The 24,126-nt window shown below is 58.9% G+C and carries 27 protein-coding genes; 10 read left to right on the top strand and 17 right to left on the bottom strand.

Features of this window, described 5'->3' with window-relative positions; translation table 11 throughout:
* Nucleotides 1-95: 95 nt before the first annotated feature.
* The 5 genes from C8N31_RS10155 to C8N31_RS10175 all read right to left on the bottom strand — a co-directional run bounded on the left by C8N31_RS10155 (nt 96) and on the right by C8N31_RS10175 (nt 4,257).
* Nucleotides 96-1,118: an aspartate-semialdehyde dehydrogenase gene (locus C8N31_RS10155; protein ID WP_025049380.1), complete on the bottom strand. Its 1,023-nt coding sequence runs from the start codon at nt 1,116-1,118 to the stop codon at nt 96-98.
* A 98-nt stretch (nt 1,119-1,216) separates the two neighbouring features.
* A complete protein-coding gene (locus C8N31_RS10160; protein ID WP_025049381.1) occupies nt 1,217-2,395 on the bottom strand; it encodes an MFS transporter in 1,179 nt (392 codons plus the stop codon).
* Complete coding sequence (locus C8N31_RS10165; protein WP_025049382.1) at nt 2,392-3,168, bottom strand: aldolase/citrate lyase family protein; 777 nt, start codon at nt 3,166-3,168, stop codon at nt 2,392-2,394. The genes C8N31_RS10160 and C8N31_RS10165 overlap by 4 nt, the downstream gene beginning before the upstream one ends.
* A 122-nt stretch (nt 3,169-3,290) precedes the next feature.
* On the bottom strand, nt 3,291-3,965 hold the full coding sequence (locus C8N31_RS10170) for a winged helix-turn-helix domain-containing protein (protein WP_037918829.1): 675 nt from the start codon (nt 3,963-3,965) through the stop codon (nt 3,291-3,293).
* A gap of 1 nt (nt 3,966) precedes the next feature.
* Nucleotides 3,967-4,257, bottom strand: coding sequence for a hypothetical protein (locus C8N31_RS10175; RefSeq protein ID WP_025049384.1), 291 nt, complete (start codon nt 4,255-4,257; stop codon nt 3,967-3,969).
* A gap of 185 nt (nt 4,258-4,442) precedes the next feature.
* Between C8N31_RS10175 and C8N31_RS10180 the strand changes: the two genes are divergently transcribed.
* From C8N31_RS10180 to C8N31_RS10190, 3 genes are all read left to right on the top strand, one after another.
* Nucleotides 4,443-4,940, top strand: a complete 498-nt coding sequence (locus C8N31_RS10180; RefSeq protein WP_025049385.1) for a hypothetical protein — start codon at nt 4,443-4,445, stop codon at nt 4,938-4,940.
* Between the two features lie 152 nt (nt 4,941-5,092).
* A complete protein-coding gene (locus C8N31_RS10185; protein ID WP_025049386.1) occupies nt 5,093-5,707 on the top strand; it encodes a ribonuclease HII in 615 nt (204 codons plus the stop codon).
* A gap of 99 nt (nt 5,708-5,806) precedes the next feature.
* Complete coding sequence (locus C8N31_RS10190) at nt 5,807-6,910, top strand: site-specific DNA-methyltransferase (protein ID WP_025049387.1); 1,104 nt, start codon at nt 5,807-5,809, stop codon at nt 6,908-6,910.
* A 100-nt stretch (nt 6,911-7,010) separates the two neighbouring features.
* On the opposite strand, the gene C8N31_RS10195 is transcribed toward C8N31_RS10190, so the two are convergent.
* The 4 genes from C8N31_RS10195 to C8N31_RS10210 all read right to left on the bottom strand — a co-directional run bounded on the left by C8N31_RS10195 (nt 7,011) and on the right by C8N31_RS10210 (nt 10,305).
* Nucleotides 7,011-7,397: a GFA family protein gene (locus tag C8N31_RS10195; protein WP_197021536.1), complete on the bottom strand. Its 387-nt coding sequence runs from the start codon at nt 7,395-7,397 to the stop codon at nt 7,011-7,013.
* Nucleotides 7,398-7,508: 111 nt separating this feature from the next.
* Entirely contained in the window at nt 7,509-7,946 is a 438-nt protein-coding gene (locus C8N31_RS10200) for a response regulator (protein WP_025049389.1), read from the bottom strand.
* Nucleotides 7,947-8,013: 67 nt separating this feature from the next.
* Nucleotides 8,014-9,159 (bottom strand): alkane 1-monooxygenase, encoded by a 1,146-nt coding sequence (locus C8N31_RS10205; protein ID WP_025049390.1) that lies wholly within the window; start codon nt 9,157-9,159, stop codon nt 8,014-8,016.
* 78 nt (nt 9,160-9,237) lie between these two features.
* Nucleotides 9,238-10,305 (bottom strand): A/G-specific adenine glycosylase, encoded by a 1,068-nt coding sequence (locus C8N31_RS10210; RefSeq protein ID WP_025049391.1) that lies wholly within the window; start codon nt 10,303-10,305, stop codon nt 9,238-9,240.
* Nucleotides 10,306-10,388: 83 nt separating this feature from the next.
* Here C8N31_RS10210 and C8N31_RS10215 point away from each other — a divergent pair, with 83 nt between their 5' ends.
* The 3 genes from C8N31_RS10215 to C8N31_RS10225 are packed head-to-tail and all read left to right on the top strand — an operon-like array spanning nt 10,389 to nt 12,706.
* On the top strand, nt 10,389-10,898 hold the full coding sequence (locus C8N31_RS10215) for a DUF721 domain-containing protein (RefSeq protein ID WP_025049392.1): 510 nt from the start codon (nt 10,389-10,391) through the stop codon (nt 10,896-10,898).
* Nucleotides 10,899-10,919: 21 nt separating this feature from the next.
* Entirely contained in the window at nt 10,920-11,594 is a 675-nt protein-coding gene (locus tag C8N31_RS10220) for a DsbA family protein (protein ID WP_025049393.1), read from the top strand.
* Nucleotides 11,594-12,706: a CaiB/BaiF CoA transferase family protein gene (locus C8N31_RS10225; protein WP_025049394.1), complete on the top strand. Its 1,113-nt coding sequence runs from the start codon at nt 11,594-11,596 to the stop codon at nt 12,704-12,706. The genes C8N31_RS10220 and C8N31_RS10225 overlap by 1 nt, the downstream gene beginning before the upstream one ends.
* Before the next feature lie 24 nt (nt 12,707-12,730).
* Here the strand turns inward: C8N31_RS10225 and lpxK are convergent, their stop codons facing one another.
* The 6 genes from lpxK to C8N31_RS10255 form a co-directional block, all read right to left on the bottom strand.
* Nucleotides 12,731-13,723: a tetraacyldisaccharide 4'-kinase gene (gene lpxK, locus C8N31_RS10230; RefSeq protein ID WP_025049395.1), complete on the bottom strand. Its 993-nt coding sequence runs from the start codon at nt 13,721-13,723 to the stop codon at nt 12,731-12,733.
* Complete coding sequence (locus C8N31_RS10235) at nt 13,720-14,952, bottom strand: 3-deoxy-D-manno-octulosonic acid transferase (protein ID WP_025049396.1); 1,233 nt, start codon at nt 14,950-14,952, stop codon at nt 13,720-13,722. The genes lpxK and C8N31_RS10235 overlap by 4 nt, the downstream gene beginning before the upstream one ends.
* A gap of 6 nt (nt 14,953-14,958) precedes the next feature.
* Entirely contained in the window at nt 14,959-15,201 is a 243-nt protein-coding gene (locus C8N31_RS10240; protein WP_025049397.1) for a DUF4170 domain-containing protein, read from the bottom strand.
* 52 nt (nt 15,202-15,253) lie between these two features.
* Complete coding sequence (locus C8N31_RS10245) at nt 15,254-16,030, bottom strand: 3'(2'),5'-bisphosphate nucleotidase CysQ (RefSeq protein WP_025049398.1); 777 nt, start codon at nt 16,028-16,030, stop codon at nt 15,254-15,256.
* Entirely contained in the window at nt 16,017-17,363 is a 1,347-nt protein-coding gene (locus C8N31_RS10250) for a TldD/PmbA family protein (RefSeq protein ID WP_025049399.1), read from the bottom strand. Before C8N31_RS10250 ends, C8N31_RS10245 begins: the two co-directional genes overlap by 14 nt.
* 106 nt (nt 17,364-17,469) lie before the next feature.
* Nucleotides 17,470-18,999, bottom strand: a complete 1,530-nt coding sequence (locus C8N31_RS10255; RefSeq protein ID WP_025049400.1) for a hypothetical protein — start codon at nt 18,997-18,999, stop codon at nt 17,470-17,472.
* A gap of 157 nt (nt 19,000-19,156) precedes the next feature.
* On the opposite strand from C8N31_RS10255, the gene C8N31_RS10260 reads away from it, so the two are divergent.
* Together C8N31_RS10260 and C8N31_RS10265 are read left to right on the top strand one after the other, a co-directional pair.
* Nucleotides 19,157-19,906 (top strand): SDR family oxidoreductase, encoded by a 750-nt coding sequence (locus tag C8N31_RS10260; protein ID WP_025049401.1) that lies wholly within the window; start codon nt 19,157-19,159, stop codon nt 19,904-19,906.
* Complete coding sequence (locus tag C8N31_RS10265) at nt 19,903-20,514, top strand: enoyl-CoA hydratase/isomerase family protein (protein WP_025049402.1); 612 nt, start codon at nt 19,903-19,905, stop codon at nt 20,512-20,514. The genes C8N31_RS10260 and C8N31_RS10265 overlap by 4 nt, the downstream gene beginning before the upstream one ends.
* Before the next feature lie 126 nt (nt 20,515-20,640).
* On the opposite strand, the gene C8N31_RS10270 is transcribed toward C8N31_RS10265, so the two are convergent.
* Nucleotides 20,641-20,934, bottom strand: a complete 294-nt coding sequence (locus tag C8N31_RS10270) for an HNH endonuclease (RefSeq protein WP_081785732.1) — start codon at nt 20,932-20,934, stop codon at nt 20,641-20,643.
* Between the two features lie 75 nt (nt 20,935-21,009).
* On the opposite strand from C8N31_RS10270, the gene C8N31_RS10275 reads away from it, so the two are divergent.
* Nucleotides 21,010-22,344, top strand: a complete 1,335-nt coding sequence (locus tag C8N31_RS10275; protein WP_025049404.1) for a mechanosensitive ion channel family protein — start codon at nt 21,010-21,012, stop codon at nt 22,342-22,344.
* Entirely contained in the window at nt 22,341-23,516 is a 1,176-nt protein-coding gene (locus C8N31_RS10280; protein ID WP_025049405.1) for a TIGR03862 family flavoprotein, read from the top strand. Before C8N31_RS10275 ends, C8N31_RS10280 begins: the two co-directional genes overlap by 4 nt.
* Here the strand turns inward: C8N31_RS10280 and C8N31_RS10285 are convergent.
* Nucleotides 23,513-24,112 carry a glutathione S-transferase family protein gene (locus tag C8N31_RS10285; RefSeq protein WP_025049406.1) on the bottom strand — a complete coding sequence of 200 codons (600 nt, stop codon included), beginning with the start codon at nt 24,110-24,112 and terminating at the stop codon, nt 23,513-23,515. The two genes, C8N31_RS10280 and C8N31_RS10285, sit on opposite strands and share 4 nt — an antisense overlap.
* Nucleotides 24,113-24,126: the final 14 nt, after the last annotated feature.

Genomic DNA, 24,126 nt, shown 5'->3' on the forward strand with positions numbered 1-24,126 from the left:
ATTCCTATAATTACTGGAACCAGTCTGCACCCTGACAGCCAAAAGAAAAGGGGACCAAACGGTCCCCTTTCCCCAATCCGTATTTTGAGCGGATATCAGCCCTTTTTCAGAACTTCCCGGCCCAGCAACTCAGCGATCTGAACGGCATTCAGCGCCGCGCCTTTGCGCAGGTTGTCGGACACGCACCACAGGTTCAGGCCATTGTCGATGGTGCTGTCCTGACGGATACGGCTGATGAAAGTGGCGAAATCGCCGACACATTCAACCGGGCTGACGTAGCCGCCGTCTTCGCGTTTGTCGATCACCATGATGCCCGGCGCCTCGCGCAGGATATCGCGGGCTTCGTCCTCGTCGAGGTGATCTTCGAACTCGATGTTCACCGCTTCGGAGTGGCCAACAAAGACCGGCACGCGCACACAGGTTGCCGTGACCTTGATCTTGGGATCGACGATCTTTTTGGTCTCAGCCACCATCTTCCACTCTTCTTTGGTGGAGCCGTCTTCCATGAAAACGTCGATGTGCGGGATCACGTTGAACGCGATCTGCTTGGTGAACTTTTGCGGGGGCTTGTCGTCCGTGGGGTTGTAGATCGATTTGGTCTGATCCCACAGCTCGTCAATGCCCTCTTTGCCCGCGCCGGACACCGATTGGTAGGTGCTGACGACAACGCGCTTGATCGTGGCGCGGTCATGCAAAGGCTTCAGCGCAACAACCATCTGCGCGGTTGAGCAGTTGGGGTTGGCGATGATGTTTTTCTTGGCATAGCCGTGAACGGCCTCGGGGTTCACCTCAGGCACGATCAGTGGAATGTCCGGATCGTAGCGATAGAGCGAGGAGTTGTCGATTACAACGCAGCCCGCCTTGGCGGCGCCGGGCGCGTATTTCTTGGTGGCTTCGGAGCCAACAGCAAACAGCGCCATGTCCCAGCCGGTGAAATCAAACGTATCAAGGTCTTTGCACTTAAGCGTCGTGTCTCCATAGCTGACTTCCGTGCCCAAAGACCGACGGCTGGCCAGTGCCACAACCTCGTCCGTAGGGAACTGGCGCTCGGCCAGAATATTCAGCATTTCGCGGCCCACATTGCCTGTGGCGCCCACGACGGCGACGCGATAACCCATCTGATTTCTCCAATATATATAGTGATGGTCGCAGCCCTTTAGCCTGCCTGACGGACAAGTAAAAGGGGCTCAGCTGCGATGGCGGTGCCTTTGTGGCTTCAATCCGCGTTATCGCGGCTGAAAAGGTACACCAAAAGGCCAATCGCGAGGCTTCCGGCGAAAAGGACATAGACCGCAACATAGGGGCTGGCGGTGGTGGCCGCACCGGGCAAGGCGGCGCTATAGACCTTGCCGGAAAAGAACTGCGCGATGCCCACGCCGCCAATGCTGAAGAGGTTCAGCATGGTCACTCCGCGCCCGATCAGATGCGGCGGCAGAAAGCTCCGCCCATGGGCCATGATCACAGGATAGGTCGCGCTGAAAAAGCCGATGATGCACAGCATGGTCACGGACAGAGCCAGAGATTGTGCAGGCTGGGCGATCAGAACCGCGCTTGCGGCAAGTGTGATCACGGTGCCCGCCACGATCATCCATTTACGGGACGGCAGCAGCCGATCTGCCGGACCATAGGCAAGCGCCCCCACAACCATGGCAATGCCCATCAGTAGGCTGGCCTGACCCACGGTGCTGGTGTTTGCGCCAAACACATCCGCCAGATACGGCCCGATCCAAAGCCCGCGCACCGCACCCGAGATCGCATAGCTGACCCCCATGATCGGAAAGATGAACCACAGCGCCCGCAATTTGAACAGCTCGGCCAGTGATCCCTTGGATTCGCCTTCAACCTTTTGGGGATCGCGCACAAACATCAGAGCACCAAAGGCCACCAGCGCAGACACGGCTGCCAAAGCCCACAGCGCGTTGCGCCAGCCCAAAGTTTCGGCAGCCAGTGCCATTGGGTAGGAGGCAACCAGATTGCCCAGACTGCCAAGCCCCACCATCATCGAGGCGAGCACAGCAAACTGCGCGGGGGGATAATCGCGTGCAAAGATATAGTACGAGGCCATCAGCACTGGCGAGCAGCCGATGCCGATCAGGGTCATGGCGATGCTGATATGCAAGGGCGTGGTCGCAAGTGCAAACAACGCCGCGCCGCCGCTGCCCCCGACTAGCAAAGCCCATGCCATCGTCCGCCGCGGTCCTATGCTGTCCAGCGCCGCACCGACGGGGATTTGCATGGCGGCAAAAGACAGGAACCAAAGCCCGGAGGCAAAGGCCAGATCATCAGGTGTCGCCCCGATGTCTTGTTCCAGAATGCTGGACAAGACCGCAAGAAACGCGCGGAAGAACTGGCTCAGGACATAGCCGAGACCCAGAAGGAATATCCCGGTGTTCATCCCTTCTGCGCTTTCCATTTTGCCGTGAGCGCTTGCGCACCATGGCTGAGGATCAGCACATCCGCACCAACCGCCACAAAAAGCGCCCCTGCCTCGATGGCTTCGTTTGTCATTGGATCGTGGGTGGACAGGATCCCCGGCGCTTTGCCTGCTGCGCGAATGCGGCGCAACGCATCCATGATCACGGCCTGCACATCGGGATGCAGGGAATTGCCCATATGGCCCATGTCCGCCGCCAGATCTGCCGGTCCGATAAACACACCATCCACACCGTCAAACGCGAGGATTTCATCCAACGCGGCAATGCCCTTTTTGTTCTCGACCTGCACCAGCAAACAAATCTGTTCATCCGCCGTCTTGCCGTAGTCTTTGATCTGGGAAAACCGCGAGGCGCGGGTCAGCGCATAACCGACGCCCCTGTCGCCATGGGGCGGATAGCTCACATCGCGTACCAATTGCCGGGCCTGTTCGGCGCTCTCAACCATTGGCACGAGAACCGTTTGCGCCCCGGCGTCCAAAACCTGCTTGAGCATATAGGTCTCACCCACAGGCAGGCGCACCACCGCATGGCTGTCAGAGGCTTCAAGCACCTGCAACTGCGCAAGGATAGACCGCAGATCGTTCGGCCCATGCTCCCCGTCGATCACCATCCAGTCAAACCCGGCGGTGCCCATCAGTTCTGCGGAAAACGTATCGCCAAGGCCAAGCCAGCAACCAAATTGAAGTTGCCCGTTTTGAAGGGCGCGTTTGAACGGGTTGGGTTGAACGGGCATGATCATTTCCTCGGCAAGGGTTGCTGCACCCTAGACAAGGTTGCTCGGGATTGACCAGAGGGAACAATGTACCAATTTTCCGGCCTTTGGCGGCGGGCTAGGGTAGGGCGACTTGCAGTCGCTCAGATCACTTTGATCACGTCTTTGTCGATGGCCAGCATATAGCCGCGCCGCGCGATGTTCTTGACCAAAAGTTCTGACACCAGCTGATTGCCCAAGGTATCGCGCAGCCTTTTGATGCGGGTTGCGCCTGCCGCCTCATCACAATCCGCAGCACTGCGGCCAGAGATGACCCCTTCGATTTCGGAACCGGACATGACCTCATCATCCATCCGCGCCTCGGCCAGCACAGAAAGAGTTTCCATTGCGGCCCCGGTCAGCTTGAACCCGAAGTTATTGAGATAGACAGTGTTCTCTTCGCGGCTGATCAGCAGGGAATTGACCTGAATACCGGCCCGTTCAATCTGTGCCATCCGCCGGTTGAACCCGATGAGCAGCACCAGAAACACCAGTGCGGCGATCAGCATGGCACTGGCAAACACCAGCAGCACAAAAATCACCACACGGTAGCTGTTCAGCGTGTCGGAAAACGCGGTGCCTGATTGCGCGAGAATCTCAAGCAGCTTGATCTCGGCACCGCTGGTCAGATCGTCATTCTCAACAAAGATCCGTTCGACCTGCGCGTTGAACTGGTTCGCATCCGGCAAGGCCCAGAACAGCAACACTGCCCCAAGCAACAGCAGGGCAACAATCGCCGCAATGCCGCCGCCCACAAATCGGCCGCCAAAGCGGCGCATATCAGAAGCGGAGGTAGTTTGATCCGGCACTGTCTTTCCTTTCCGCCAATCCATCGGGGCCAAAAACACCCAGAACATTCAGCAAGGTCCAACCTTGCTGTGCCAATCGGGCGACCAATTCTGATGCGGCGGCACCGGAGGTGCAGGCACCGTTGATCTGCGCGACACCGTAATGCAGGCGCAGGGGGTTGTCCTGTTTGGCCTTGTAATCAGCATAGCAATCCGCGGCATGCGCGGGCTGGGCAAGGCCAATCGCAAAAGCGAGGGCAAAAGAGATAATGGCGTGTTTCATGATACCTTCCTGCGCTTTTGCAGGGCGTTATTCAATATCCAAGGCCAGATGGCCCCGTTGATATTCGATAACAGCCCACTGTTATTGCCTGTCTTAAAGGGGCCGGGCCACCTTTGAACCAGAGCATCCCTCCATCCCGCTCTTGCACGGGGTTCCCGCGCAGACCTGAAGAAAGGATCAGACCCATGTACCGCAGATTTATCGCCACCGTCGCCGCTGCGTCGATTGCCATCACCGCCTTTGGGGCCATGCCCGCCCGCGCCGATAATGATGACGCCGCCCGCGCTTTGGCCGCCCTGTTGGGCATCGCGATTGTGGGCAAGATCATTCACGACAACAAAAAAGACAAAAGGGCGCATCACTATGAAAAGAAGCACGTGAAGAAAAACCACGTGCCCCACTACAACCAGCCCAGCTACAAGCCGCCGCGTTATCAGCCAAAGCCGCGCCCGCTGCCGCGCCGGGTGGATCGCAAGCTGCTGCCGGGTAAATGTTTCCACAGCTACCGCACAGGACGGGGCAAAGTGCGGATGTTTGGCCGCCGCTGCCTGAAGAACAACTATGACTTCGTGAACCGTCTGCCCCGCCAATGTCTCTATGTGTTTGATACCCCGCGCGGCAATCGCCGCGGATATGAGGCCCGCTGTCTGCGGGATCGGGGCTACCGCTTGGCCCGCAGGTAACTGCGTGTCCGGACCGGTGGCGCGCCCCCGTGCCGCCGGTTGGAGGCGGGAGAGTGTTCGGGCAGTCTTCCGCCTTCAAAAACAGTAACGAGTAAACTGTTGCAGACAGCCCGGCCCTTGAGGTTCGGGCTGTCTTGCGGTTTGGGTGTGCCATGATACCAGATTTTACATTTGAGCGTGCCGCACAGGCACAGGGATACAGCCGCATCGCCGGCGTTGATGAAGTGGGGCGCGGCCCGCTTGCCGGTCCAGTGACAGCAGCGGCGGTCGTGCTGGACCCTGAAAACATCCCCGAGGGACTTAACGATTCCAAAAAACTGACAAAGAAAGCCCGCACCCGGCTTTATGACGAGATCATGCAGGTGGCAGATGTGTCGATTGCCCATGCCACGGTCGAAGAGATTGACGAACATAACATTCTGCGTGCCAGCCACCTCGCAATGCTCCGCGCCCTTGAAGGGCTCAAGACGCCAGCGGACTTTGCGCTCATTGATGGCAATATGATCCCCCGCGGTTTGGTCCTGCCTTCCCAAACAATTGTCAAAGGTGACAGCCTCTCACAGTCGATTTCGGCGGCTTCAATTATGGCAAAAATTTGTCGGGATTGTGTCATGTTGTCATTGGCGCAACAGCATCCCGGTTATGGATGGGAAACCAACATGGGATATGGCTCAAAAAAGCACATGAATGCGCTGCAAAAACTTGGTGCCACCCCACACCATAGACGTTCGTTCAAACCGGTCCACAATATCTTGTATCAAGAATAAAACTTAACTGATTGATTCAAAAAGAATTTGACCGCGAATCGCCTTGGGGTCATCCTGTCACCAACCACAGAGTGCAAAAGCACCGCGGACAGAGGCAGTATGATGAAGACCATGACAAAGGGCGCAACAGCGCTTCCCTTGAACGAAATTCTTGCGGGTGACTGCATTGATCTGATGAACGCATTGCCGGAATGCAGCGTTGATCTGATTTTTGCCGACCCGCCCTATAACCTGCAATTGCGCGGCGATTTGCACCGGCCTGACAATTCCAAGGTCGATGCCGTTGACGATGAATGGGACCAGTTCGCCAGCTTCAAAGCCTATGACGAATTCACCCGCGAATGGCTCAAGGCCGCGCGGCGGTTGCTCAAGCCAAATGGGGCGATCTGGGTCATCGGCAGCTATCACAACATCTTCCGTGTTGGTGCGGCGCTTCAGGACCAGGGGTTCTGGATTCTCAACGATGTGGTGTGGCGCAAGTCCAACCCAATGCCCAACTTCCGCGGCAAACGTTTCACCAATGCCCATGAGACAATGATCTGGGCGGGTAAGGATGAAAACAGCAAATACACCTTCAACTACGAGGCGCTCAAAGCGCTGAACGAGGGCATCCAGATGCGCAGTGATTGGGTCTTGCCAATCTGCACCGGTCACGAGCGGCTGAAGGATGACAACGGCGATAAGGCACATCCGACCCAAAAACCGGAAAGCCTACTGCACCGCATTCTGGTGGGCTCCACCAATCCCGGTGACGTTATTCTTGATCCGTTTTTTGGCACGGGCACCACGGGTGCTGTGGCCAAGATGCTGGGCCGTGACTTCATCGGTCTGGAACGCGAAGAAAGCTATCGCAAGGTGGCGGCAAAACGCATCAGCAAGGTGCGCAAATTTGACCGCGAAGCCCTGCAAACAACAACATCAAAACGCGCAGAACCGCGCGTGCCTTTCGGCCAGTTGGTCGAACGCGGCATGTTGCGTCCGGGAGAGGAACTTTATTCCCTCAACGGTCGCCACAAGGCCAAGGTCCGTGCCGATGGCACATTGATCGGAAGCGACGTGAAAGGTTCTATTCATCAGGTCGGCGCGGCGTATGAAAAAGCGCCAAGCTGCAATGGCTGGACATATTGGTGTTTCAAGAAGGACGGCAAACGTGTGCCGATTGACCTTCTGCGCCAACAGATCCGCGCCGAGATGGCCAACTAAACACCCAAACATTCGAACACCGCCGGTGCCCGCGACCTTCTTGCCGAAGGATCGCCCTAAAGGGCACTCAACTTGGCCCCGCCTTTTGGCGGGGCTTTTTTTATTTGAGTGTGGATTGATCCACCACCGCCACCTCAGGCAACGCGTAATAGTCGCCTTTGTCATCCGGATACAGCTGCCGATCCATGGACAGACCGCTGTCCCCGTCAATGGATCCGGCCATAACCGAGATGTTGTCGCTGGTCTCTTCGGTCCAGAACATCTGGCTGCCGCAGGTGGCGCAAAACCCGCGCCGTGCGGTTTGTGACGATTGGAACCAGGTCAGGTGGTCCTGTCCGGTGATGGCGATGCTGGATTTGGTCGTTTGGGTTGCGGCGACGTAATGGCCCGAAGATTTTCGGCATTGCGTACAATGGCACCCGACAACCGGGCGTGGTGAGCCTGATATTTCGTATTTGACCAGACCGCAAAGACAACTTCCGCGCATAGATCCCTCCTGCATTGTTACAGACAGGTTAGGACTGTTTGCACTGCTGTGCCGCGCAAATACGAACCCAATCGGCGTCTGCGCGACTCGCGACGAGACCGATTGCGAGGCTTAATTGAGTGTCGGCTGTGCTCTGTTCCTTGATCTTGTGGTCATGAGCGACATCACGGCGTGGACGTAACGGCTGTCAAATTCGGTTTTTGACAGAACATAGGCCACGCCCGCCGACTGTGCTTTTTCCCACATGAACGGGGAGGGCCAGTCACTGACCAAAATGACCGGGATTTGCGCAAGCTTGGGGTCTTCGGCCAGTTCCAGTGCAAAATTTGCGCCGAGCCCGTCAGGCAGGTTATTGTCGAGCAAGATCAGTGTGATCGGTTTGCGGATCAATGCGGAGCGCGCTGACCTTAACGTTGCCGCCACTTCGACATGCATCTCATGATGCGACTTTCCAATGATCCGGGTCAGGCGTTCCCGATCAAATTCACTGTCTTCAATGATCAGGCAGGTGCCTGACGGTTTGGACCTTGGTCGCATGTTGGCTTGCATGACACCCCCCGGTGACGGCTGATGTCACAGGCATGGCAGAAAAGTCTTAAGAAAGCGTTCGACCCCCTCAGCGGGGCATTGGCGTGCGGCGCTTGTTATAGTCGTGCCAATCGGTGATTTCGGGGTAATACATCTCGCGCCAATTGCGCACGCGGGGGTTCATGATCCGCTTGAACAAAGGCGGCACCATCGCGGCCATGGTCATCACCGGATAGCCATAGGGCAGTTGCGGCGCTTGATCGGTGCCGTAGGTCTGCAACACCGGAAACCGGCGGTCGGGTTTGTAGTGATGATCCGAATGCCGTTGCAAATTGATCAACAGCCAGTTTGACGCCCGGTGCGCCGCATTCCACGAATGGCGCGGCTGGACATGTTCGTATTTGCCATCCCCCAGATGTTTGCGCGTCAGCCCGTAGTGTTCAATGTAATTGACCAGTTCAAGCTGCCAGATCGCCACGCCCGCCTGAACCAGAAACAAAAGCAGACCGGTCATGCCGCCAAGGATCAGCGCCAGCAACAGAAACCCAGATTGCAACGCCCAATAGCGAAAGAACGGATTGCGCCGGTCGGTCCATGGCAGGTCTTTGCGGGCCAGCATCTGTGCCTCGGCCCGAAAGGCGGAGACCAGCGATTGCCGCAAAACACGTGGATAAAACCGGTGAAACCCTTCGTTGTACCGCGCTGTCACCGGATCGCGTGGGGTCGCGACATAGCGGTGATGCACCAAAAGATGTTCAGACCGGAAATGCGAATAAAGCACCATCGCCAGCAGGATATCGGCCCACCAACGTTCCAGATTGTTTTTCTGATGCATCAATTCGTGACTGTAGTTGATCCCGATGGTGCCAGTCACGACGCCAACGCCCATAAACAGGAACACGCGTTCCGCTGTACCCAGATGTTCGGCATAGGGCACATATAGGATCAGCCCAAACACAGTCAGGGCCTGCGCAGGCACCCAGATCAATGTGACCAGCCGATACCAGAACATATCGTCCTCAGAGGCCTCAAGATCAGCATTGTCGAGGTTCAGGCCTAGCACCGCATCCAGCAACGAAAACAGGAACCACGTCACAATCGGCAAAAGCGCAATCGACCAGCCACCCACAAAAGCGCAGATCCAGGTCAGCGGGATCAGCCCGAGCGATAGCCAAAAGGGCAGGGCACGGGAAATCCGGGCCAGATCTTGCGGTGCGATTGCGGTGTTTGGCATCAAGGCTCCTGCCGGCTTAGTGGCGTGTTTGAGGTTGATATACCGTAAACGGTGATCCTCTCAAACACTGACGCCGCGCTATTTGCGCGACAAATCGAACGCTTTGCGCATGACTGTCGGCAGATCGGAGGGGCGAAATTTGTCCGGCGGGATAAAAGCGCCTTTGGTTGGGGCCGTATCGGCGGAAATGGTCGCGGTTTGCACGCTCAATAACAGGTGGAAATGCGTGAACGTATGGCGCACCTCACCATCAAGCGGTTGCCAGTTGGCCTGCACCGGCGGATCACCCAATGGCCGTTCTTCCTGTGCATCAAGCCATTCCGACCCCGGCCAGCCCAGCATACCGCCCAGCAATCCCTTGTCCGAGCGTGTCTCCAGCAACCAAGCGCCATCGGCCCGTTGTGCCAGATAGACCGTGCCATGGCGCACCGGCTTGGGCTTTTTCGGGGTCTTCTTTGGCAAATCCGCCGCCGTGCCCCGTGCCCGCGCCAAACACGGATCGCGCCATGGGCAAATGCCGCAGGCGGGCGATTTGGGGCTACAGATCGTTGCGCCAAGGTCCATCACAGCCTGTGCATAATCGCCCGGACGGTCTTGCGGCGTCAGAGTTTCGGCAAGCGCCATCAGCTCTGGTTTGGCGGCGGGCAGCGGTGTGTGAATATCATAAAGTCGGGCCATCACCCGCTCTACGTTTCCATCCAGCACGGTGCGCGGCGCGTCAAACGCAATCGAGGATACCGCTGCGGCGGTGTAGGGGCCAATCCCCGGCAGTTTCAGCAACGCATCATGGTCCGCCGGAAACGCCCCATCATGGTCAGCAACCACCGCGCGTGCGCATTTCAACAGGTTGCGGGCGCGGGCATAGTATCCAAGTCCGGCCCATTCCCCCATTACATCGGCATCCTCGGCACCGGCCAGATCCGCCACTTTGGGCCAGCGGGTGACAAAACGGGTGAAATAGTCCCGCACCGCCGCAACAGTGGTCTGCTGCAACATGATCTCGCTCATCCAGACGTGATAGGGATCGGGCAGTTGGCCCGCCTTGCGATCCGCCGGGGCCACCCGCCACGGCATCTGGCGGGCATGCACGTCATACCAATCCAGCAAGATGCGCGGCAGATCGCCTGTCTGGTCTGTCTCACGCATTCTTTATGGCTCCGCTGTCGCTCTGGGCTGGTGATACGGGGGCAAACCATTATGTTGAACCCGATCCAAAGGGAAACATAGTCATGCCGCCACGGCGCGCCAGTACAAAAGGGTTCAAACGGACGGACAGCCTGCTGACCGACCAGATCCGCCGTGCCAGCGAGACCCGCGGCTTTGCCCAGTCACGCCTGCTAACCCAATGGGCCGAGATCGCAGGCGCCGATATCGCCGCTATGGCCCGCCCGGTTGAGGTTGGCTATGGTCGGGGCGGAATGGGCGCAACTCTGACCTTGCTGACCACCGGGGCCAATGCGCCGATGCTGGAAATGCAAAAGGAAAAACTGCGGCAAAAGGTGAATGCGGTCTATGGCTACAACGCCATTGCCCGTGTCCGGATCACCCAAACCGCCGCCACCGGCTTTGCCGAAGGCAAGGTGGATTTCTCCCATCAAAAGCCCAAGGCGCCCCCGGCAAAACCTGACCCCGCGCTGCGTCAAAAAGCGGCGGCGACAGTTGATCCGGTATCGGACGATGGTTTGCGCGATGCCCTTGCGCGGCTGGGCGAGAACATATTGAACAAGAACAAACGCTGAAAAGCTGACAAAGGAAACGACATGAACCGTAGAAATATGATCCTTGGCGCGTTGGCCGTTGTGGGAACGGGCGGCTGGTACCTGACCAGCAACTCGCGCAGCGGGTCAACACCCGTGAACCCGTTGGCGAATGCCGCAAATGCGCAAACCAGTGGTGAGGTGGATACGTCGAGCGTGCCTGACATGGTGCTTGGCAACCCGGACGCAGCTGTGACCATCACCGAATATGCATCTTTCACCTGCCCGCATTGCGCGGCCTTCCACGAGGGCACGTTCAAAAAGCTCAAGGCGGATTATATCGACACCGGCAAAATCAAGTTTGTCTACCGCGAGGTCTATTTTGACCGACCCGGCATCTGGGCATCTTTGATCGCCCGCTGCGGCGGTGAGGAAAAGTTCTTTGGCATCATCGACCTGATTTACAAAAGCCAATCTACATGGGCGCGGGCGGGTGAGCCTGCGGCAATTGTCGATGAGCTGCGCAAAATCGGGCGTCTGGCGGGATTGGACAATGACGCCATCGAAGCCTGCTTGCAGGACGGCAAACAGGCCGAGACGCTTTATGCGTGGTTTCAGGAAAACGGCAAAGCCGATGATATCGACAGCACACCCAGCTTTATTATCAACGGGACCAAGTACAGCAACATGGCCTATGATCAGCTCAAAGACATCATCGAAACAGAGCTGGCCGGCTAATGACCGCACCGCTGCAAGGGCTGAAAGTTGTTGAACTGGCCCGTGTTCTGGCTGGCCCATGGGCCGGTCAAACACTCTCTGACCTCGGATGCGAGGTGATCAAAGTCGAAAGCCCCGATGGCGATGACACCCGCCAATGGGGTCCGCCCTTTGTCACCCGCGACGAGGATGTGACCGCAGGGTATTTCCACTCCGCCAACCGCGGCAAAGCCTCTGTAACGGCTGATTTTCGCAGCGCCGAAGGGCAGGCCAAGGTCAAAGACCTGCTGCGCGACGCGGATATTGTGATCGAGAATTTCAAGACCGGCGGATTGGCCAAATACGGCCTCGACTATGACAGCCTGAAAGACGCGTTTCCGGGGCTGATCTATTGTTCCATCACCGGCTTTGGTCACACCGGCCCCTATGCCCACCGCGCGGGCTATGATTTTATCATCCAAGGCATGTCCGGTCTGATGTCGATCACTGGAGAGCCGGATCGCCAGCCGCAGAAATCCGGCATGGCGATCACAGATATCTTCACCGGCATCTATGCCACGACCGCGATCCTTGCGGCAGTGCATCAGCGCAGCCAGACCGGCAAAGGCCAGCATATCGATATGGCATTGCTTGATTGCGCCGTGGCGATCATGGGCAATCAGGCGATGAACTACATGCTGACCGGCAACGCGCCGGGGCGCATGGGCAACGCCCATCCCAATCTGACCCCCTATGAGGTTTTTGAGAGCAGTGATGGCCATCTGATCATCGCCACAGGCAACGACGGTCAGTATCAACGCCTCTGCCGGTTTCTGGGTCTGGAGGATATGGCAACCTCACCGGATTATTCCAAGAATGCCGACCGTGTTGCGAACCGGCCAGAGATGATCCGGCGGCTGAATGAGGCCACGTCAAAGCGCAGCCGCGATGATCTTCTGGCCGATTGCGAGGCGCATAATGTGCCTGCGGGACCGATCAATGAATTGTCCGATGTGATGGCCGATCCACAAGTGGTGGCGCGGGGGATGCAGATCGAATTGGACGGTGTGCCGGGGTTGCGGTCACCGTTTACCTTTTCAGGCGCTGATCTGGCGCTGCACCGACCGGCGCCGAAACTGGGCGAAGACGACTGATCCCGATAGGTCAAAACATGTGGATTACGCTGGCTTGGGCAAGCTATCCAAAGCATCAAACAAAGCGTTGTTTTCCGGCAAGGCAAGGCGCACCGGCAAGGTGATCACTTTGCTACGGAAATTCGCAGGCAGGCGCACCGCATCCTTTTCCGTAGTGACCAGCTGCGCCCCTCTGGCCTTTGCATCCGCCTCTAATCGGGCCATCAGCGCAGGTGTTAAAGGTTGATGATCGTCCAGGGCCTCGGCATGTACGATCTGCGCGCCAAGGCCCCGCAAGGTGGCAAAGAACTTCTCCGGATGCCCGATGCCGGCAAAGGCCAAAGCCTTGGTATCCGTCCAATCCATGCCGGTTTGCAAAGGTGCAAGTGCAGCCTGTACACGCGGCAGGGCGCTGGGCAACGCGGCGATATCAAACTCTGATTGCGCGGCCGCATCCCCAATCGACAACAGCAGATCAGCCCGCGCCAATCCAACCGCCGCAGGTTCGCGTAGCGGCCCTGCGGGAAGGCACAATCCGTTGCCAAACCCCTTTGCGGCGTCCACCACCACAATGCTCAGATCTTGGTGCAGCGCCGGATTCTGGAACCCGTCATCCAGCACAATAACGCTCGCGCCTGCCTCCTGCGCGGCCAGCGCCCCGGCGGCGCGATCGTTGGCCACCCAAACCTCTGCAAAGGCGGACAAGAGCAACGGTTCATCCCCGACATCTGCCGCCCTGTGCCGCGCAGGATCAACCTGCACAGGCCCATCGAGCGTGCCGCCATGCCCGCGCGAAACAATGTGCGGTTCGTGAAACAGGCCGCGCAAATGTTCCACCACGGCCATGACCGTGGGCGTTTTGCCTGTACCGCCCGCGTTGATGTTTCCGACACAAATCACGGGAATATTCAGTCGCTCCCGCGCGCCCTGTGCCAACCTGCGGGCCGTTGCCATGCCGTAAAGCGCGCCCAACGGGCGCAGCAGTTGCGCCCGCAGATCCGGCTTGGGTTTATGCCAAAAATCCGGCGCTCGGGTCATTTGCCTGCCTCTCTTGTGTCCAGAATATCTTGGATCAGATCGGTGATCTTGTCCGTCACCGCCGCGCCTTTGCTGATCACATCCCAACCGGCATGGGCCATCGCTGCGGCCTGATCGGGGGCAATCAACCGCGACACAGCTGTGCCCAAAGCATCGGCATCATTCACAATCCGCGCCGCCCCGGCTGCCGCTAACCGCGTGTAGGATGGCATGAAATGGCGTACCTTTGGCCCATAGAGCACGGCAGAGCCAAGTGCCGCCGCATCAAACGGATCACAGCCGCCTTCACCCGCGATCAAGGAAGATCCAAGGAACGAAACAGGCGCAATGCGAAAAAACAGGCCCAGATCGCGGGTATCATCGGCAATCAGCACTTGCGTCGACTCGTCGGGAAAGCCGTCATTTCCCCAATTGAGCACCGAAAAGTCCCGCTCAGCGGCCAGCGCTGCTGCGGCACCCGCGTCCTGCGGGGTGGCTGGATGCAAGATCAACAACAGCCGGTGGGACAGGCGCATCGCCTTGCGATGGGCCGACAGGACAACGGGCACTTCTTTTGGCAAGACCTGCGCGGCAAACCAGACCGGGCGTCCGCCGATGGTCGCGGACATTTCCGACAAATCGGAGTCCACATAAGGCAGGGCCTGTCCCCCAGCGAGCAGCGGATCGGTCAGGTCGATCTGGTCGCGCGGCTGGCCCAGTTGCGCCAGCCGTCGCCGCGCCGCTTCGCTCCTTGCCATGACCGCTGAGAATTGTGACAAAAGCCGCCGCGTCAGATCGGGCAACCAGCGGTCGCGCCGTCCGTCGAAACCGCGGGTGTCTGCATCGACCAGAATGAGCGGGCAGTGCCGCTGCGCGGTCTCAAGTATCAGGTTTGGCCGCAACGCGCCCCAGGCCCAGACACAGGCATCAGGTCGCCAATGGTCCAGAAATGCGGCAACGGCGGCAGGGTGTTCGCTGGGCGCGGGCGCTTGGATAACCGTGACATCGGGGCGTTGTTGCAGAGGCGGCGGTGCAGTATCGCCATCCGGCAGCGTGATCAAAACATGCAAGCCTATCCGCGCCCCGCACATCCGCACGGCCAAATCCTGAAGCGCGATCACATTGCCCGGCTCGGCCGCATGCAGCCAAAGCAGTTCCCCCATCGGGCGCGGGGCAAACGGTTCTTTGGTCTGTGCCTCTGCCCGCCGGGCCAAGGCCCGATAGGCGGTCAGCCCCAGCGACCGCGCCATAGGGAGTTAGCCCAACTCTTCGGTGGAAGACGCAGCTGCTTCTTCGTCGCGCAAGCGGTGCAGGTGCGCGATGAAATAACGCATATGCGCGTTGTCCACGGTCCGCTGCGCCTCGTTTTTCCAAGCGTCATAGGCGGTCGCGTAATCGGGGAAAATTCCGACGATGTGGAGATCATCGACATTTTTAAAGACGTTTTCGCTGGGGTTCACCAGTTCGCCGCCAAAAACCAGATGCAGACGCTGTGCCATAATGCTTCCTTTGATGGGTGTAGATTGATCTCTGCCTATCAGATGCGGGGCCTCACGCAAGGGCGTCAATCAGCGCAATTTGAGAGGGTGCACCGCCCGCAACCACGCCATTGAGCCGCGGATCGGGGTTGTTAAAGCGCAGCGGCAGGCCGGTTTGGTCAGAGCAAACCCCGCCAGCTTCGGCCACGATCAGCGCTCCGGCGGCAATATCCCATTCCCAACTCCGCCGCAGTGTCAGCATCGCGTCAAACCGTCCCTGCGCGACCAGTGCCAGCCGGTAGGCCAGTGACGGGCGATAGTTGCGGGAAAAGGCGGGGGTGATGCCATTGCGCCAGAACGTTTCGTGCAACGCGGGTTTGGCAGCCAACACCGTGGATTTTCCCAGATCGCCCTGCATGGTTGCCCGGATCGGAACACCATTGAGAAAGGCCCCGCCACCCAAAGAAGCGGAATATAGCTTGTTCCGCAGGGGCAGGTAGACCACGGCGGCGGTGATCACGCCTTGGTCCGCTACGGCGATGGCATGGGCCCATGTGCTTGACCCCTCTACAAAACTGCGGGTGCCGTCGATTGGGTCAACGATAAATACACGATCTTGGGTCAAACGGTCGGTGTTGTCTTCGGTTTCTTCGGACAGCCACCCATAATCGGGCCGCGCTTGCCGCAAGTTGGTCAGCAACAGATCATTTACCGCCAGATCGGCCTCTGTCACCGGGCCTGCATCGCCGGGCTTGTCCCAGCGCGCGGCGGTTTTCCCGGCAAAGCTGGTGGCGACACGCCCTGCCATGCGGGCGGCATCAATCAGGAGGGGCAGGTCACGCGCCGGCAAGGGTCATTCCCGGTACCAAAAGCGATGGCACAACGCGGCTCAGGTGTGTGCGGGCATCATTGGCGGGTCGCATATTGCGCAGCATATCGCGCAGATTGCCCGCAATCGTGCATTCGTTGATCGTATGGGTGATCTCACCATTCTCAACCCACAGGCCAGCCGCCCCGCGCGAATAATCGCCCGTGTTGGGGTTGATTGTGCTGCCGATCATTGAGGTCACCAAGAGTCCGGTGCCCATCTCGCGGATCAGATCATCGCGGCTGGCTGCACCTTGGGTCAGTTCGATATTCCAGTTGGACGGCGAGGGCCCCGATGATGTGCCGCGTGCCGCGTTTCCTGTAGGCGCGAGGTCCAGCTTGCGGGCCGTGGCCAAATCCAGGGTCCACCCCTGCAAAACCCCGTTTTCCACAATCATCCGCCGCGCCGTTGCCAGCCCTTCCCCATCAAAGGGGCGTGATCCGCTGGCGCGAGGGCGGTGCGGGTCTTCGATCAGCGACAGATGATCGGGCAACACTGCCTCTCCCATCGCATCGCGCAAAAACGAGGCGCCCCGTGAAATGGACGAACCGTTAATCGCGCCAAGCAAATGGCCGATCAAGCTGGAAGAAATCCGTTCGTCAAACAGCACCGGAAACGCGCCCGTCGGTGGTTTGCGCGCATCAAGCCGCGCTACGGCGCGTTCGCCTGCGGTTTGGCCGATGTCATCGGGCGCACGCATATCGGACTGAAAAATCCGGCCATCACCATCATAGTCACGTTCCATGGAGGTGCCGCTTCCTGCGATGGCAACACAGGACAGCCCGCGATCTGTCCGGCTGTAACCGGCGTCAAAACCGTTGCTGGTGGCAAAATGGGTGGCATGGGCCGCATAACCGGCGCTGGCCGATTGCACTTGGCTGACCCCTTTGACAGCCAATGCTGCCGCTTCGGCCTGCGCGGCATCATCTTGCATGGCCTGCGGGGTTGGCTCTGCCGTTGGATCGACAAGCTCAAGCGCGTCGAGGTTCCAATGGGTGGCCAGCTGATCAGGATCTGCCAGACCGGAAAAGGGATCTTCGGGGGCCTCTTTGGCCATGGCAACGGCGCGTTCGGCCATCTCTTCGATGGTGCGCGAAGAGGTATCAGAGGCCGAGACAATTGCGGAGCGGTGCCCGACAAACACCCGCAGACCGATATCGACACCTTCGGACCGCTCCGCCTGTTCCAGCGCTCCTGCCCGCACATCGACCGACACGGATGTGGCCCGGATCGCCTTTGCATCGGCACTGTCGGCACCGGCTGTTTTGGCAGCCTGCAACAGGGATTTGGTCAGCGCATCAAGAGGCTGGGACATAAAACACTCCGGCTTGGGTCGGAAAGACAGGTAACCCTCCCCATCCGGCAGGACAAGGGGAGGGTCAAAGAGCGGCTGAATGGGCCGCCGCTAAAGCTAAGGTTGGTTACTTGATCCGCTGCCCATTGGCGAGGATCTGACCATCTGCGGTAAAGTCGATCGTGGACTTCAGCTGATCCGGCCCGCCCGCTGGCACGGTGATCATCCCCATCATCATACGCGGCATCATCGCCTGATCCGCCGGGATCAGACCCATGGAAACCAGTTTGTCGATAAGGCCGTTGGCCCCATCGAGGGTAAAGGAAATGCTGCCCACAGGTTTGGGAAAACCGGGGATCGTGGTTTTGTCGGTGTTGTCGAGTGCCACCTGACCGTCCGCTTCGAACTTGGCGCCAACCGCGTCCAGCAGCAGTTTGTTGATCGTGACTGCTTCCACCTCACCGGGCACATCCGCACCCATATTTTCGGCAACCTTGGGATCAAGGTAATCGACCAAAAGCTTGGCTTTGCCCGCCAGATCAATGACCAACGTGGCCGGATCGCGGGGCAATTGGCCCGCCGGATCAAAGATACCCCAGATCAGATCGGACATTTGGAAATCACCCATGGTCAGGCCAAAGGCAAAATCCTGCTGTTCGTCTGATTTGCTCACCGGGATGGCGAGGTTAAATGCGCTTTGCGCCATGCTGAGTTCAATCGGGAAGGGCAGGTCGGCCACGTTCATCGTGACCTGCAAATTGGTTTGCCCGCCGCCATAGCTTACTCCATCCGCTCCCAGATCAACGCTCAGACGGCTGCCCTGAGATGAGGTGTTAAGGGACATATCGCCGTTCACCGGATCGGTCACCTGCATCGCGGTTGCGCTGGACCCAGCGTTGAAAGCGCCGGTGATCTCAAACCCGGCTTTGATCATCGCGGATGTGTCCGAGGCCTTTTCCAGCAAAAGCGGGATCGCCCCTTCTGCAGACATCTGAAGGTTTTGCAGATTGCCATTCAGGGTGACTTGGTTGCCCTCTTCGGGATTGTCCACGAACAGATCATAGGTGATCCCGCCCACGCTGCCGGATTGTTGGTAGCCCCGCAAATCACCAATTGTCATGCTGGTGTTGCTGACCAGCCCGGTTCCGGTCACATCAAACCGCGCGGTTTCTGGACCAATCACTTCACCGTCCGCCTCCAACTGTTGCAGCTTGAGGCCAAAGGTGTCGGCAGTATAGGCGTAATTCATTTGCTCGGGGGTGCCGCTAACGATCATGGAATGGCCGCTCTGAATGTAATCCATCGTCAGTTTGAACGCCGAGGACGAGGTGCCGTCGGTGCCGGTCATGACCATTGGCAGGGTCTCGGGCATGACCACAGCAACTGATCCGTCACCTTGCCCGACAAATACAATCGTGCCCATCGACATGTTCATCGAACCGGTCTGATCAGGCATCTCAAAACCCAGCTGGATGTCACTGACGGTCAGGTTGTTGCCGCTGGCGCTTTGCTGGCCCTGCACGCTGTATCCCATGCCTTCCATGTATTGCTGCCAATCGCCCCAGACCTGTGCTGGTGTGAGATCGGCCAAGGCGGTCTGCGACAGGAAAACCATCGGAACGGCAAAGCAAAGGGAAGATGTGGAAAAGCGGGACATAGATAAATCCTTTGTGGCAAATTTCGCGTCAAGGTCGTGCAAACCCCCGGCAGGGTCAAGCCGCCGCAGGGGCGGGGGCTGGACCCTCGGTCAGGGGAAGACTACCACATGGGGCAATCAGGTTGCAAAACCCAGACCCCACACAAAGGAACACGTTATGGATATGACCGGAAAAACCGTAATGATCACGGGCGCCAGCCGCGGCATTGGCGAAGCGGCTGCGCGGGTCTTTGCCGATGCGGGCGCAAATGTCGCGCTTCTGGCCCGCTCTCAGGAGGCGATTGCGCAGATCGCAGGCGAGATCGGCAAACAAGCCATTGCGATTCCCTGCAACGTGGCACGGTTTGGTGAGATGTCTTCGGCGGTCGAAACCACGGTGCAGGCCTTTGGCGGATTGGACGTTCTGATCAACAACGCAGGCGCAATTGAACCGATTTCGCGTTTGGCCGAGGCAGACCCGGACGGTTGGGCGATGAACATCGACATCAATCTCAAAGGCGTGTTCAACGGCATCCGCGCGGCGTTGCCGGTGATGAAGGATGCAGGCGGCGGTTCGGTGCTGACCATATCCTCCGGTGCGGCGCACGGCGCAATAGAAGGGTGGAGCCACTATTGCTCTGGCAAGGCGGCGGTGAATATGTTGAACCGCTGTTTGCATCTGGAAGAAGCCGAAAGCGGCATCCGCGCCATTGGTCTGTCACCGGGCACAGTCGCCACGCAAATGCAGCGCGAGATCAAGCAAAGCGGCATCAACCCGGTCAGCAAGTTGAACTGGGAGGATCATATTCCAGCCGACTGGCCTGCTCGCACGTTGCTTTGGATGTGCAGCGCCGAGGCAGATCGTTTCAAAGGCGATGAAATCTCCCTGCGGGATGAGGGCGTGCGCAAGGCGGTTGGCCTGATATGATCGAAACGAACCGCAAGGGTGATGTGCTGACGGTCACTATCAATCGCCCGGACAAAGCCAATTCGCTGACCCATGCGATGCTGTCCGAATTGGCTGATGTGATGGAAACCGCTCAAGACGCGCGGGCGGTGATCTTGACCGGACAGGGCAAGGTATTCAGCGCCGGTGCGGATCTGGACGAGGCGCGCGCAGGATTGGCCAAATCGGATGTTTGGGAACGCCTGTCCGGGGCCATCGCGGGCCTGCCCGGCCTGACCATCGCGGTCCTCAATGGAACGTTGGCGGGCGGCGCGATGGGCATGGCGCTGGCTTGTGATTTACGGATCGCGGTGCCGGGGGCCAAGTTCTTTTATCCGGTGATGAAACTTGGCTTTTTGCCGCAACCCTCTGATCCGGCCCGCATGGCAGCCTTGATCGGCCCGTCCCGAACCAAGCTGATCTTGATGGGCGGTCAAAAGATCGAAGCCCAAGAGGCGCTAACCTTTGGCCTGATTGACCGGATCGTCGCTCCAGAGGATCTGTTACAGCACGCAAATGACCTGACAGCCGACACCGTCGCGGCGGACCCTGCCATCGCCCAAGGCATCAAGGAAATGTGCCGCAGTTAGATCAGCGGCACAATCGGCACATCACAGGCGGAAATGGCCAAAAGGCCCGCAAAAACAATCATCCAACGCATGTGATACCCTTCTATATTGAGCGAAGTCTGCCCCGCCGCGGGCAGGCTGTCCAGCCTACCGCTTGCGCCCCCCGCCCGGAACCTTTGACAGAAACCCCGGCGGGCGTTTGGCCACCCATCTGGCGAATTTCGCAAGCCGCGGATGCCCAAGCAGCGCCTCTGGCGTGTTGTAGGATTGTGCTAACTCCGCTTCGGTTAAGGTCGCATGAATTTCGCGGTGGCAGATGTGGTGCATCAAGACCACCGGCCCGCCTTTGCCGCCCTTGAGCTTGGGGATCAGATGATGCTGACTTTGTCGCACATCGGGCGGGATGGGCCGATGGCACAGCGGGCATTGCGGGTGGTCCATGTGCAAAATCCTTGAACCTTTCGGGGCGGGCAGGCAAGAGGATGGCGCGATCCGCGTTTTTGACAAGGAAAATCCATGGCCCTCGACCTTTCTGACCAGCCGGAAATTGTGCAGCAGGCCTATGGCTATGCCCAGCAAGGATGGGATCTGGCGCTCAGCTGGCTGCTGAGCCCGGCGGCTTGGTCACAATTTGCGCTGCTGGTCATTGCCTATCTGGCGGCGGTTATCGTGGCGCGGCGGTTGCGGCCGGTGTTGAACCGCCAGATCACGCCGGCCGAAGAGGCCACTGGCGTGATTGCAGACAGCCGCCGCTTTGCCGTGATCTTTCTGCCGTTGTTGTTGCCTTTGCTGGCCTATGGGTTCACGGCCATTGGCGAAACGCTGGTGCGGTCAATGTTCGACAGTGGTGCGGTGATCGCCTTTGGCAAACGGGTGTTTCTGTTCCTCGCGGCCCGCAGGTTGGTGCGGGATATCGTCCATGATCCATTCCTGAAATTGCTCGGGCGATATGTGCTGTTGCCGGTGGCCGCGCTTTATATGTTTGGTGTGCTGGATGATGTTCTGGCCGCCCTGACGGCACTGACGGTCACCTTTGGCAATATCTCTATTTCGGCCATGGCACTGATCCGCGGGATCATCGCGGGGTCGATCCTGTTCTGGCTCGGCGGTTGGTCCACCCGCCAGACCTCGCAATTTATCGACGCACAGGAACAAATGCGCCCGTCTGTCCGGCAATTGGTTGGCAAGGCCATCGAATTTGCCATCTTTGCAGCGGCCTTCCTGTTGTTGCTGAATATCATGGGGATCAACCTTGGTGCGCTGGCGGTCTTGGGCGGCGCCATTGGTGTGGGTCTTGGGTTCGGTCTGCAAAAGATCGCCTCGAATTTCATTTCTGGCGTAATCCTCTTGATCGAGGGGCAGGCGACGGTTGGTGACTTTGTCGAACTGGACGGCGGCGAAAGCGGAAAAATCGTCAAGATGACCGCCCGCGCCGCGATTTTGGAAACCTTTGATGGCCGCTGGATCGTGGTTCCGAACGAAGATTTTATCACCACCCGCGTCACCAACTTTTCCGACAGCGGATCGGCCAACCGGTATGAGGCGCCATTTTCGGTAAGCTATGACACCGACATCAATCTGATCCCGCCGTTGATCGAGGCGGCGGTGTCCAAACATCCCGAGGTGCTAGATGCACCCTATCCACCCGATTGCGAGCTGCGCGGCTTTGGTGACAGTGGCATTGATTTCGCGGTGGAATTCTGGGTGAACGGCCTGGATGACGGGCCGAACAAATACACCTCGGATGTTTTGTTTCTGATCTGGAATGCTCTCAAGGATGCTGGAGTGGAAATCCCCTATCCACAGCGCGTGGTTGAGATCAAAGGCCCGATGCCGGAGCTGAAATCATGAAACAGGCGGTGGTGATCGGCGCAGGCCCCGCGGGCCTGATGGCGGCAGAGGCAATGGCTGAGGCCGGTCTGTCTGTGACCGTCTGTGAGGCCAAGCCCTCGGTCGGGCGCAAGTTTCTGATGGCGGGAAAGTCCGGCCTTAACCTGACCAAAGACGAGACAGGCAGCAGCTTTCGTGCGGCCTTTGCGGAGGGTCGCAAGCCGCTTACCCCGATGATTGACGCGTTTGATGCAGATGCGGTGCAGGCCTGGGCCAAAGGTTTGGATCAAGAGGTGTTCACTGGCAGCACGGGGCGGGTTTTTCCGGTTGCGATGAAGGCCTCGCCATTGTTGCGGGCATGGATGACCCGCCTCGCGGCGACGGGGGTGCAGACCAACACCCGCTGGCGCTGGCAGGGATGGCAGGGCAAGGATCTGGCCTTTGACACACCGGATGGACCGCAAACGCTGTCTGCTGATGTGACAGTTCTGGCGCTGGGCGGTGCAAGCTGGGCGCGGCTGGGATCAGACGGTGCTTGGGCCGGTATCCTTGGCGGCAAAGATGTCCCGCTGGCGGCCTTCGCCCCTGCAAATGCGGGTGTTTTGATCAATTGGTCGGCGCATATGGCCAAGCATTTCGGCGCGGCGATCAAAGGCGTGCAATGGACGGCTGGGCCCTATGCATCAAAGGGAGAAGCCGTGCTGTCGGCGCAAGGGCTAGAGGGTGGCGGGATCTATTCAATTTCGCGCGGCGTGCGCGAGGGACATCCGTTGGTGCTGGATCTTTTGCCGAACATGTCCGTGGCTGAGATCACCGCAAAACTGTCGAAACCGCGCGGCAAGGCAAGCCTTGCCAATCATCTGCGCAAAACCGTCAAGCTGACCCAAGCGCAGATCGCATTGTTGCAGGAAATGGCGCGGCCCCTGCCCGATGGCCTGCGGGCAACGGCGCGGTTGCTCAAGGCGGTGCCCGTGCAAAACGCGGGGCTGCGCCCGATGGATGAGGCAATCTCGACGGCAGGCGGACTGCCCTTTGAGGCATTGGACGAGGGGCTGATGATCAAAGCGCTGCCGGGGGTGTTCGCCGCTGGTGAAATGCTGGATTGGGAAGCGCCGACAGGGGGTTACCTGATCTCGGCCTGCCTTGCGACAGGCCGCTGGGCCGGGCAACATGCGGCCCGATGGGCGGGTTAAGCGGCGGCGGGTTCTTTGGCTTGGGCGGCCTTGAAGGCATCCCGATCGCGCAGACCTTTGGCCCAAGTGTTCAGCTTGTCATCAACCCGGGGGAAGCCCGCGCCGATAGACCAGTTGATGCAATGTACAGCCAGAATATCCGCATGGGTCATCTGATCTCCCATCAGGAAGGGCCCCTCCAAACGCTCTGATAGCAGCCCGGCAGCGCGACCAAACTCGGCTTTGAGACTGTCTTTGATCTGCGGCATCCGCAACGCTTCGGGTAAGACAAAGCTGTGCTTTGCCGCCGCCCAAAGGATCGCGTCGAACTCATCGATTAACCAAAAGGTCATGGCGTCCTGACGGGCGCGGGCGGGCGTACCGGCAGGCGCGGTCAACATGCCATGCTTGTCGCCAAGATAGGTCATGATCGCAACGCTGTCGGTCAGCACATCATCGCCATCCACCAAGGCCGGGATCTTGCCCGACGGATTGTGCTTGAGCGCCTCTTCGGACCGCGGCGGAGCGGCGATTTGAACATAGTCCTGCCCCAACTCTTCGAGCATCCACATCACGCGGAAGGCCCTTGATTTGGTCGCGCCGATCACCTTGTACATCTGTTGTCCTTTCG

It is taken from the genome of Sulfitobacter mediterraneus, assembly GCF_003054325.1.
GTDB classification, from domain to species: domain Bacteria; phylum Pseudomonadota; class Alphaproteobacteria; order Rhodobacterales; family Rhodobacteraceae; genus Sulfitobacter; species Sulfitobacter mediterraneus.